At 33.2% G+C, this 12,718-nt stretch carries 9 protein-coding genes and 1 pseudogene; 2 read left to right on the forward strand and 8 right to left on the reverse strand.

All coding sequences use genetic code 11. The features are described from left to right. Nucleotides 1-178: 178 nt before the first annotated feature. Complete coding sequence (locus ACXVYO_RS07230; protein ID WP_141539405.1) at nt 179-712, reverse strand: NAD(P)H-dependent oxidoreductase; 534 nt, start codon at nt 710-712, stop codon at nt 179-181. Between the two features lie 124 nt (nt 713-836). On the opposite strand from ACXVYO_RS07230, the gene ACXVYO_RS07235 reads away from it, so the two are divergent. Beyond that, nucleotides 837-1,160 carry a winged helix-turn-helix transcriptional regulator gene (locus tag ACXVYO_RS07235; RefSeq protein ID WP_458466474.1) on the forward strand — a complete coding sequence of 108 codons (324 nt, stop codon included), beginning with the start codon at nt 837-839 and terminating at the stop codon, nt 1,158-1,160. A gap of 1,155 nt (nt 1,161-2,315) precedes the next feature. Further along, nucleotides 2,316-3,767 (forward strand): FAD-dependent monooxygenase, encoded by a 1,452-nt coding sequence (locus tag ACXVYO_RS07240; protein WP_458466475.1) that lies wholly within the window; start codon nt 2,316-2,318, stop codon nt 3,765-3,767. A gap of 230 nt (nt 3,768-3,997) precedes the next feature. Here ACXVYO_RS07240 and ACXVYO_RS07245 read toward each other — a convergent pair whose 3' ends face one another. The 7 genes and pseudogenes from ACXVYO_RS07245 to ACXVYO_RS07275 form a co-directional block, all read right to left on the reverse strand. After that, nucleotides 3,998-4,378 (reverse strand): hypothetical protein, encoded by a 381-nt coding sequence (locus tag ACXVYO_RS07245; RefSeq protein ID WP_048525572.1) that lies wholly within the window; start codon nt 4,376-4,378, stop codon nt 3,998-4,000. A 374-nt stretch (nt 4,379-4,752) separates the two neighbouring features. Then, nucleotides 4,753-5,019, reverse strand: coding sequence for an ArsR/SmtB family transcription factor (locus ACXVYO_RS07250; protein WP_075309502.1), 267 nt, complete (start codon nt 5,017-5,019; stop codon nt 4,753-4,755). Nucleotides 5,020-5,260: 241 nt separating this feature from the next. Continuing rightward, nucleotides 5,261-8,608, reverse strand: a complete 3,348-nt coding sequence (locus ACXVYO_RS07255; RefSeq protein ID WP_458466708.1) for a glycosyltransferase — start codon at nt 8,606-8,608, stop codon at nt 5,261-5,263. A gap of 153 nt (nt 8,609-8,761) precedes the next feature. Beyond that, complete coding sequence (locus ACXVYO_RS07260; RefSeq protein ID WP_458466476.1) at nt 8,762-10,099, reverse strand: anti-sigma factor domain-containing protein; 1,338 nt, start codon at nt 10,097-10,099, stop codon at nt 8,762-8,764. Further along, complete coding sequence (gene sigI, locus ACXVYO_RS07265; protein ID WP_458466477.1) at nt 10,089-10,811, reverse strand: RNA polymerase sigma factor SigI; 723 nt, start codon at nt 10,809-10,811, stop codon at nt 10,089-10,091. The genes ACXVYO_RS07260 and sigI overlap by 11 nt, the downstream gene beginning before the upstream one ends. 585 nt (nt 10,812-11,396) lie before the next feature. Further along, nucleotides 11,397-11,519: pseudogene (locus tag ACXVYO_RS07270) on the reverse strand (glycosyl transferase family 2); the annotation flags it as partial. Between the two features lie 119 nt (nt 11,520-11,638). Then, nucleotides 11,639-12,292 (reverse strand): CPBP family intramembrane glutamic endopeptidase, encoded by a 654-nt coding sequence (locus ACXVYO_RS07275; RefSeq protein ID WP_097908015.1) that lies wholly within the window; start codon nt 12,290-12,292, stop codon nt 11,639-11,641. Nucleotides 12,293-12,718: the final 426 nt, after the last annotated feature.

Raw genomic sequence — 12,718 nt, forward strand, 5'->3', positions numbered from 1 at the left:
GTGAATATAAATTTTATAAAGTGAAACTTTAATCAGCCCTCACCAATCGGACATTTACGGACAGCCCGACTCCCACCCAACTTCTTTGCTCCAACTGAATTTTGAGGTGGGATTTTTACTGTCCGTTAACGCGGGATAAAAATAGCCATCTACTTAACAAGTAAATGGCTATTCCTTCTTATATATTAGAATACTCCTTATTCATCACATATCGTACATACTCAGGCGCACTTTTATCAATCTCTTCATCACTTAATTTATATTCGGCACCATATAAATAAAATGAAGGTATAAATTTCATGTCTGTATATAAGCACGTAGCTTGAAATGGTTTTGTTAACTCATCCATCGTGATTCCACTATTTTCATAGTCTTTTTCTAATCCACCTATAGAAATAGCTACGCCAAACTCTTTCCCCTTCACTTTATCTCCTTTTGATCCGTAAGCAAATCCATATGTTAATACATCGTCAAACCATTTTTTTAATAATGGTGGTGAGCTGTACCAGTATAGCGGAAATTGAAATATATATCGGTCGTGTTCTACTAACAGCTTTTGTTCCTCTTCCACATTAAACTCCCAATTCGGTGCAACTTTATATAATTCATGCACCGTAATTTCATCCGAATATTTCTCAAGTTCTTCAATCCATCTTTTATTAATTTTTGATTTTTCAATATCAGGATGTGCTACAATTACAAGTGTTTTCATTATTTCCCATCCCCTTTATAAATTATTCAACCCTTTACGTATTAGTATGAATGAGTCACATATAATTGAAAAGTACGTACTTTAAAGTGCTATAGGAACCTTAAAGTACCTGTGGAGGTGTTATATGAATCAAAATGAAGACTGCCCAATTGCAACGACACTCGATGTTATTGGCGGGAAATGGAAAGTTCATATTTTATGTGTTTTGATGGATGGAAAAATGCGAACAAATGAAATACGACGAGAAATCCCAAATATTACGCAAAAAGTTCTTACACAACAACTTCGGCAACTTGAAGCTGATGGGATTATCCATCGTACTGTATATCAAGAAGTACCACCAAAGGTTGAATACACAATAAGCGTGTACGGGAAATCTTTAATGCAGATTATGGATGAACTATGTGAATGGGGAAAAGATCATCAAATGAAAAGATTACATGACTAACAGAACATTACCATCTTTATTAAATCTGATACATTCATATTAGTAGTTCAATATTTCTATTGAAACGTTATAGTAGAGGTACTCCAACAACTCGTAATTTAGAACCTCAAATCTTCCAGAAGTAAAAAACAATAACATTCATCTATAAATACTCTTTATAACAAAAGTATCCTATACTTTTTACCTTATATTTAACTCGGACACTTTTTATTAATTGAACCGCATCCTAGTTGTTAGACATACAGTCAACAATTTGAGATGTGGTTTTATTAGTCGGATAACCGTTCTCATCAACTTTAATAATCATGACTGCAGACAAAATACTTTGCAAAGAGTTCCTGTACAAGGCGTTTTTTTACATAGACTTACCAAATAGCGTTTTTATTAAAAAACTTCTCACATTTAAATTGGACAAGCATATTTTATTGTATGGGGACTCCCTACTCATAGAAAACTACCTTTCTATTCTAAGAGCACGCATATTTGTGTGCTCTTAAATTATTTACAATAAAATAAAGAGTTTATTAATTTTCTTAATTCACTATCGGAAAAGTACCCATAATAATATCTTTATATTTATCTATTGTTTTTTGATTTTTATAAAACTATATTATTTTGGAGTTGGTTAATACGTTACACAAAACTGACCGTGTAATCATTATGGTCCCTCCATTTTCACAAGTGTTTGTTACATTTTACTCATCATTAGGAGAACTTCTTTCATCACAAGTCTTATCTAATAGCTCTCCACATCCTGTATCAATGTATGCACTTAATGAAATGGAAAGCGAATTATTTGAAGTCGAGTTAAAACCACTACTACTTCATTAAAGCTACGAATAGCGGAAAGACCTTTACAACTCACATGGAACTACAGCAGTAGCATTTTTAGCAAAAATAGCACAAGCAGAAGAAGCTGCAGCCTTTAATGCAAACCCCATTACATATCAATGCTACCCAATGGCTACTGCTGAAGACACGCTATATAGCTTTAACTACACACTTACTATGTAGATTTCTCCTAGGAACTTCATTTTAGTTTCCAAGGAAACTAAAATGAATTATAATTATATATGTACAATAGATAGCATTTATACATCTATTTACACTTGTTAACATTAGCTCTTAAACAATTAAATAAATGGAGGGCATGATATGAACAATTATTATGATATAGCGGTAGTTGGTGGTGGTCCAGTTGGACTGATGGCAGCATGTGAATTAGCTATTCAAGGCGTAAAAGTTGTTGTTTTAGAGAGAAGATTAGACCGGGTACGAAATTCTAGGGCACTCACACTACACCCTCGCTCCTTAGAATTGATGGCTATGAGAGGTATTGCAGATCGATTTTTAGCTAGAGGAAAGAAATTAAATACAAGTCATTTTGCTGCCTTAGATACAAGATTAAACTTTAAAAATTTAAATACTGATTTTCCGTATACACTTTTTATTCCCCAATCTATTACAGAAGAAATATTAGAAGAACGTGCATTAGAATTAGGTGTAGTCATTAAACGCGGGCATACTCTGAAAGACTTAAAACAATATGAAACATTCGTACAACTAGAAATAGAACAAAGAGAAACAATATATAAAATAGAAGTTCCATATGTAATAGGAGCTGATGGAGCAAGAAGTATAGTTCGTGAATTATCAAATATACCGTTTAATGGAACAAACACTACAACTACTGCTATATTAGGTGATGTTATTTTAGAAGATATATCAGATACTCCATTTTTATCTACTTCTAATATAAATGGGATATTAATGATGGTACCTATTGCACCTGATGTATTTCGTTTTGCAATTGTTGATCCTAAGAATCAGACAATACCCGTTCATGTTACTGTTACAGAAAAAGAGTTTATAGATAGTATTTATAGTATTACAGGTGAACATCTTCAAATTAAAAGCACAATATGGCTTTCTCGTTTTGGCAATGCAACCAAACTAGCAAATACTTATCAACATAAGCGTGTATTCTTAGCGGGGGATGCAGCACATATTCACTTCCCTGCTGGAGGACAAGGTTTGAATGTAGGTCTACAAGATGCTTTTAATATAGGCTGGAAATTAGGGCTCGCAATAAAACAAAAAAAATATGAAAGCCTATTAGAAAGTTATCATATTGAAAGACATGCTGTAGGAAAACAATTTTTCAAGGAAGTACAAGCCCAAGAACAATTAATGATAAACTTTTCAAATGCAGGAATGGAATTAAGGGATTTATTTTCGCACCTACTTACATACCCCGAGATAAATCACGATTTATCCGAAAGAGTAAGTGGCTTAGGGATAATGTATTCGTCGATGCACGATACAGAAAGGCATCCATTGATAGGAAAAAGATGTACAAATCTCACTATTTCTTCTCTAAATAAGAAAAGTTATAAACTCTTTGAATTAATGCAGGATGGTAAATTTATCTTATTAATACACCCTTCTTATATAGATAAGATAAATAAAATAAATATTGATTCACACATAAAGGTGATAATAGGAGAAATACAAGATTCCAAGTTAAAAAATATAGATACCGTTTTGATTCGACCGGATGGTCACATAGCCGACATTGAGTATAACAAGGTAGATAATTGCGAATAGTCCAAAAAAATGAATATCAATTGTATTAGTGATACAAGATAAATTCACTTTTATAAAACGAAAAGAATCCTATTTATTTAGGACTCTCTTCGTTTTACCCATCTCACTATTTATAAAAACATATCTACAAGGAAAGAAACACTACATTTACAGTTAACTATAAAATCCCGTTCCAAAGGACTATCCAAAACTCCCCACCTACATACTCTCATAATCAAAAATATTTGTCTCTATTTCATATAAAGTATGATAAGCATCCATAAAGATAAAGCACCAAGGATAGCAAGCACTATACGAGTAGATAGCACTCTTACTTCAAAATCGGTTTTCTTGGATGGTTCAGGATATGCAATTACATAAATCCCTTTTAATAGTGCAAGCCATGCAATAAGTGTAATGAGTCCCTGCCAATTAAGTGTCCAAACATTATGTAGGATTACAGTACCTAACCCAAGGAAAATTGATAGAAATCCATACATAATTCCAAATCCTCTGTCTTCTACCACTAATTTTTTCAGTTCACGTAGTATAGATGGTCGCACAAAAAGTATTCCTGAGATGATAACCGTTATCCACCCCCAAAAAAAACCTAAAAAAAGGCTTACCTCCATTGTTACTCCACTCCTTTCAATTACATTTATATTTCAGTTATTTTCCCTTTAGTATTAGATCTATAGACAAAAAACTAAAAATGTAACTTTGGAGCAAAGTCGTACTCTTTATAAAATATTTCATGTGTACATAAATAATCCTTCACCTTACTAATTTTTAATTAAATAATATTAAATTTAACAAGGTGAAGATCATACAATATTATTAAATAAAATAATCTAGAAGTATAACAAATTAATAACCAGTCTACATACAACTTATGTTAATAAGAAAATCACATACACTTATACATATTACTTTTGTATAAAATCTTAAAAATTGTAGTCACAGAATTACTTTAGCATCCTCTTCTTAATGTCTAAACAATCAGCATTTAAACTAAACATGCTAATATTGATTTTGTACGCTTATCAGTTACCTCATAATAAATTTCTAACCCTTTCCGAGTACCTGTAACGACTTTCGTAGCTTTGAGTTTTGATAAATGTTGACTAATTGTGCTTTGAGGCATTTGTAACATTTCATACATTGTCGTTACGTTAATAGGACCTTTTGCAAGCATTATTTTTACTAATGATAAACGGACCGGATGTGCTAACACCTTTAATACTTCAGTGATTTCTTCATACATTTCTTTCATATTTTTCTCCCCTTTTATATAAATATTTATGTTATCCATATATATAATTCGAAGGTATATATGATTTTATGTCCGTCATTTTAAAAAAATATAAAAAAACTTTTTTCCGAAACTAAAGGAGTACCTTAACATACTGTCTCACTATCAGTAATCAATAAAAATCTCCTTATAGATACAGACGTATCTACTCTACACTCAACTTACTAAAACTAATGAAAAAGAGAGCAGATAACCTGCTCTCTTAAGATGCCTCCTTATGTTCTGTGGAATGCTGAACACTCCCCATTCTCTTTAATTTATTCCATCCTACCGCTACACCTCGAATAGATGAGAATATAGATTTAATAACAACATAAGTCATAAATTGACGATAAATAAAGCGTTGTAAAATTAACCACACTAACGGTTTAGGATCCTCTTTCTCTAATTTAAATGCAAAGAGAGATGCGAGAAGGTCCAATAAAAAGAATGCAAGGTAAAACCCTAACACTTTTAGCGGATTGCTACCAAACAGCCCCATAATCATTAAAATATCTGCAAAAGGAGCAATGAATTGCAAAATATATTGGAATAACCACATGTTAGGCAATGCAATAAATCCTAACGTTTTATGTTTTGTATGAAACACTGCTTTTCGATGTTTCCAAAGACATTGGAGTGTACCATATGACCAACGGTATCGCTGTTTAATGAGACTTTTCACATCTTCAGGTGATTCCGTAAAAGCATAGGCCTTTTCTTCATATACAATTCTATATCCTTGACGTAAAAATGTAATAGTAAGATCCGTATCTTCTGCTAAAGTATCCTCACTTAAATATCCAGATTCAACTACATTCTTTTTACGCCATGCCCCAATAGCTCCTGGAACTACTGTAATACAATTTAACTCATCAAAAGCTCTACGTTCTAAATTAAACCCGGTAATATACTCAACATGTTGCCAAGTAGTTAACAAGTTTCGTCTATTTCCCACTTTGACATTACCTGAAACTGCCGCTACATTCTGATCTTCAAAGTGTCTAATCATGAGAGAAATAGCGTCTTGTGCAATAATAGTATCCGCATCTAAAGTGACAATAATCTCTCCTCGAGATTGTTGAAACCCTAGGTTCATTGCCGATGATTTCCCGCCGTTTTCTTTCTGAATGAAACGAACTTTAGGGTGTTTATAAAATGTTTCTTGCATTACTTTTGATGTATTATCTGTCGATCCGTCATCCACAACAATAACTTCAAACTCACTATAATTACTATCCAAAATTGAGCGAATCGTCTTGGCTATCACCTTTTCTTCATTATATGCTGCTATGACAACACTAACAAAAGGTTGATAGGACGTATTAATATAGCGAGATAGCGTTTTTCTTTTCTGCCTCCATGCAAAATAAATTAAGAATAAGAAGCGAAAAATACCTAATCCAATAGCAATATAAAAAATAGTTGTTAATATATGTTTAAAGTATCCCGCCCCTGAAAAGACAGCTTTATTGTAAAGTAAATATTGCTCACCCTCAGAAGAAACAGGAGGCATAATTTCATCTCGTTCTTTATTCATTAAATCTGAAATTGTTACAAAACTATATCCGTTTTTTTTAAGTTCTTTAATAATAATAGGGAGCGCTTCTACCGTATGGGTACGATTCCCTCCCGCATCATGGAGAAGAATAACATGTCCCTCTCCCCTATAAATGGGAGTAAGAGTACGCTTTACTAATTCATTTGTTGATGGTGTTGCCCAGTCTTCAGGATCAACTTCTTCCCCCACCATTGTATAGTTCATATTTTGTGCACGCAAAATAGGCAATATTTCATTTGACGAATCCGGGCTAGCATCGGCTTCATATGGTGGTCTAAATAAAACAGTAGAATGTCCAGTTATTTCTTGAATTAAACGTTGCGTCGTATTAAGCTCTAATTTTGTTCGTAGTAAAGACGTATCAGCGACGTTAGGATGCTTGAAAGTATGATTGCCAATTTCATGCCCTTCATCGTATATTCTTTCCACAATATTAGGATGTAGTTGCGCGTTTTCACCAAGTACAAAAAAAGCAGCATTTATTTTATTCTCTTTTAATATATCTAAAATTTCCGGTGTATATTTCGGATCTGGCCCATCATCAAATGTTAATACTACTTGTTTCCCATTTGGTTTCCCATGTCGTTGCACTTCGTATGCAGATGGTAAGGATTCATATACTTCATCTGTAAGATACCCATCTTTTCCTACTTTGAAATCTCTCAACCCATTTTTTCTTTCATTCTCAATCTGTAAAATTTCACCTTGGCCAGCATAATTCACTTCATCTAAACTAGTAATTTTATGTAATGCATTAGGATTTTTTTGGGCCTCAATTGGATTTTTTAAAACTTTCCATATTGTAGGGTCTTCTGCTCCTAACCTCCATAAAGCAAACCCCTTTGCATTGTTGTCCATTGCGATTTTCACTTGATTATAGAGAGTAACACTATCTAAGAACCAAGCAGTATGTTCTTTCTCTCCTGTTTTATATCTAAAATAAGGATTTCCACTCATGTTATCCCATTGAATTTTCATATTGGAATCATTAGCCATTGCCATAACTTCTGAAAAAGTTAAAGACTTCGCAGGTTTTTTACTATTTATTTCCCAATCATATCCATAGTTACCGAAAGCAACTACAAGTTTATTAGACGGAATATTCAGTTCTTTCAATGTATGTTGGAACCATTTATTTGAAGCAATTGGGCCTGGTTCCCCCGCTCCATAATGCTCATCGTACATCATTACAATCATTCGATCTATTACTTTTGCTAACGCACCATAATCAAAAGCTTTATCATTAGCTGGAACATCTTGTGTGACGAGCAAATCATGTTTATGAAAGACCGTAGTAATTTCTTTCATGAAATTTGTTAAGTTTTCTCTATCGCTTTCAGGTACGACCTCAAAGTCAATATTAATACCCGCAAATCGATTCTTTTCAACTTGCTTTACTAAATCATTTATAAACTTTGTCTTTACATCATTTGAGGAATTCAGTAACTTATGAATTAGCCCACTATCAGGACCAGAAGCTTCCTCAGTATAGTTAGTAAGTAAAGGCATAATTTTCACTTGATTTTTTTCTGCTAACTTTACTATCTCAGGTTTTATCTCACTTCTAATCGTTAAATCTGCTTTTAAATGATACCACTCTGGTACTAGCGTGGTTAATGAATCGATATTTTCTTTCAAAGAAGCGGTACTATTTTCATCCCAGTTTACATAAAAGCCATACACTTCTTTACGTTGTTTACTATCGTTCGTCGAATTCACCAAATTTTTATTATCCTTCGTTTCGGTATTTGGTTTAAATTCTTCCTTCTTTAACTGCTGATCACTAAGTTTTTGATTAATTGGTACAAGTTTATTATCTTGTTGTACAGCGGTATTCATATTTGGAATTTCTGGTGTTGAAAAAATACTTTGAAAGAAAAAATAAAATACAATACTTACGCTAACTATTGAGATACATAAAAACCAAATAAAAGCTATGTTTCTCCTTCCTTTCGGATCATAAAAAACAGATTTTGCTTTATCTTTCTCTTGTTGAATGTTTTTCACCATTATATTTTTCACATACTCCTTCTTATTAGAACTATAGAATAATAAAGTGCAACTTTAAGCAGCCCAACTCCCAGCCAAATTTTGAGATGGGAGTTTTACTGCCCGCAATAGCGAGATAAGTCCTTTTAGCTTTGAAATGAATCTCTCAATATTCTATTGATTCTTCTTTTCATTCCCTTGCTGGTGACCTCTATTTTCTTGTTGAGACCCCCTACCATTGTTCCCTTGTTGATTTTCATCATTTTCTTTCTGGGATCCTCTACCATTGTCCCCTTGCTGGTTTCCATTATTCCCTTGTTGCGGACCTCTTCCGTTGTTCCCTTGCTCGTTTCCATTATTCCCTTGTTGCGGACCTCTTCCGTTGTTCCCTTGCTGATTCCCATTATTTCCTTGTTGAGATCCTCTACCGTTGTTCCCTTGCTGATTCCCATTATTTCCTTGTTGAGATCCTCTTCCGTTGTTCCCTTGCTGATTTCCATTAATTCCTTGTTGCGGACCTCTTCCGTTGTTCCCTTGCTGATTTCCATTATTCCCTTGTTGGGGTCCCCTTCCGTTGTTTCCTTGCTGACTTCCATTACTCCCTTGTTGAGACCCTCTACCGTTATTCTCTTGTTGATTCCCTCTATTTTCTTGCTGAGATCCTCTTCCATTGTTTTCTATTATTTGCTTCGATGGCTGTTCCTCTGTTTTCTTTTGTTCTTTATGCTCTGGCTTCTCATATTTTTTTTCTTTTTCAGGAGACAAATCTGGTGATGAATCAGGAGCTGACTCCTGCTGCGATTGCACCTCTTCTTCGATTTCCACCGGATTAGACGGCGTGGCAGGTGGAGTAAGCGATTTGTTCTTCTCATTCTCTTGCTTTATATAAACCCCTGTCCCAATTCCAGCTTTTCTAGCATTCTCTCGTACTTGCATCGTACTATTTTGATATTCGACTGTAATATGTTTTAGCTCATATTCTTTCTTTAATTCTTTCATTGCCTTTACCAACTGTGGTTCTAGCAACTTATCCTTTGCAACAGCCGTTAGCATAACTTGCTTATCATTCGTTAAATACTTGTCCTCTTGACTTTGCTTAATAATCGTACGTATTACGTCTTGCAATGGTTTATTTTCCCATTGCTTCAATTCTTTTAAAATACGCCTTCCATCATCATTACAAGCTTCCAAATCTATAACACGGAGATCTTTTGTTACGCTCACCTCTAAACTTGGATTTATATCAACTGAGACGTAAGCAAATACTTTTTCTTCCGGTTGGTTGTAGAAAAATAACAACGCACATAGAAAACAAGCGACAAGGAATGATGCCGGCTTTAAGAAATAAGGGATTGAAAAACGTGATGCTTTTTGTTCTTGTTCTTCAAACGAGATTTCCTCTCCAATCATGCAAGAATCCCCTTTTCTTTTACACGTAATAAACTCTCCATTTGGTGTTAAAACAACTACGCTATGTTTTTTTATATCCATCACAATTCCTTTATTCATCATGCTTCCCTCCCCTTATATAATCAAGAATGTATGTATAGTTGTTTGCGAAGATAATACACATTGCAATGATATATTTTCTATGCCGCTCCAACGTTTTACGACTTACCCTAACACGCGGTTCAATATGTTTAAGCGGTAACTTTTTCTTTCGGAACAGCTCCTCCATCATTTCCTCTTCTTTTATAATCATCTTTACAATTTCTATTAAGTGCTCACGAGTGTCACGATGCTTAGGAGATTCTTTAGCAAGCTCTGAAAATGTGATTTTAAACTCAGCTAACACACTTTGAAAATGAAGAATTTCCTCCTTACGATTACTATTGTCCATCTCTTTCATATACTCTGTAAGCGATACTTGCATTTCTAACATTTCCTCTTGCTCATCTTCTTTTAAAAAGACAAAGTTATGCTTAGACTCCTTGCGTATATAGTCAATTACATCTCTTTTTATAAGAAGATCAGCAAACGCTAGAAAAGATTTCCCTTTTTTATATGAATATTGTTCAATTGCTTCATTAAACGCAAACAACCCAATACTATATTCATCATCCTGTTCTGTAATATATCGGCGGCAGACAGACGAGATTGATTTTCTAATAAACGGCTGATACTGTACGATAAAAGCTTCTTTATCTTCACTGTTGTTTTGTATGTTACATATGATATCTTCTATTTTTGGTTTTTTTAAGATCTTCATTACTAAACTCAACACTTGTAATCTCCCAGCCTCCTTCACATAGCAAAAAGGTCACTAAACAAGTGACCATTCAACCACATTTTGTTAGTACTTTTCTTGAGGTTTGTCTTCTTGCTGTTACTTATATTTTTCGAGACTAACTTTTTTCACCGTTTTCCTAATGATTGCTCTTTTCTCTCGGCACTATAGTTAAGCCTATATTTTAATGTACTTTCTTATTTTCTTCCGCTTGTTTTGCTTGCTCTTTTTCTATTTTATCTGCAATACTTGAATAACTCTTCTCTATACCATTGGTAATTTCATCCTTTTTTTTCGGATGCCCACTTAATCTAGTAATTTATTAACACTTCAATATTCTTTCATCATCATTTTTCTTCTATTAATTTTCTTCACTAATATATATTCGGAGGAATACAAAGTTTTATGGGGGTCAAAAAATATTTTTTATAAAAAATATATATTTATTTCAAAAATAAAAACCATTGATTTGAAAAAGGCTAATCAATGGTTTTCTTATAATATCTATTAAATTAAGTTGGGCTCTCATTATATATAAGAATATCTGCTGTTCTCACTATTTCCTGCCAATTTTCTCTATTGTTATCTTTCTTGATTATCATAATATGTCTTATCTGCATACTTTTGATCATTTCCTTTTAGATAAGCTAATATTACTTTGGGATTTTTAAGTAAGGCCCAGTCCCCATATGTATCAAATTTTCTTCACGAAGTACGGTTTTTCGACGTACAAGGAATTACATAAATCATTAGTTGACTGTCTAATGATTTATCAATATCTGTTTCTAGTTTTTTAACTCTGTAACAGATGCAAGGCTAATTTCTTACAATATGAAACCAAGGCAATTGTTTAACATATGTATCGCTATGACATATGCAAGGGATCTTTTAGAAATCAGATACGCAATAGTAAGTATCACCGCGCCTGGTAAATAGATAGCATAATCCGAAAGCTGGTTCGTATGAAGAAATGTAAAGATTAGAATCGAAATGATAGATGCAATAGCAGTACCAATATAATGCGAAAAGCGATTTATTAAAATATAACGAAACACTATTTCTTCAAGTATTGGACCCAGAATACCAAATACAAGCAATGTAAAGATAAGAGGTACCTCCGTTCCCCTTTCAAGGAGCTGTTCTTGGTTCTCTGGCTGACCAGTTGCTAGGAAGTGCATAATAGAATTTTCAATAATTACCATAAGTAAAACTACCATAGGAATACTTACTATTTTCAAAATTGTTTTCTCTTTAAAATAAGTAAAACTTTGAATGATTTCTTTCCTAAAGAAAATTATTCCTACAATAGCAGGTACAGTAAAACCGATGGCACTAAGAAAAAATTCTGATTCAACTAAATTGACATTAGCTAAAAGTGATATGCCAAATAATATGTACAAGCCAATTTGAAATGGCACAAACAGTGTAAAGATTACTAGCATATTAAGTTCTTTTTTATTCATTTTTATAAAGTTCATTTTGTTATCCTCCTAATTAAATTACCTACAATCTTTGATTTTTCTTTCTGCATAAAGTTCTCCTTCTACATATATTTATATAAGTCGATAGACCGAACGGTCCGGTCCGGAGTCTAATGATACTATAAGTTTCTAGTTTTTTAAACCCTTTTTACAAATGATTAACAAAATAGAAAAAAGCAAATATATTTATAATTCGGTTTCTTATTTACAATCAAATTCCAGTACTCATTAATTATTTTTTTATAGAATGAAGTGATCAGGCTTTTACCCACAAGAACTGCGAGAGGTAATATTATATAAGAAGTGAAAGTGGGAGTAGTTCAAACACTTTAGCTAAACATATTGATAAAGATTATATATAATACTCATATGTCTATGCACTAAAATTAACTATATATTTTTACATCTTCTACGATTTTAGGT

It is taken from the genome of Bacillus sp. BC08, assembly GCF_054326875.1.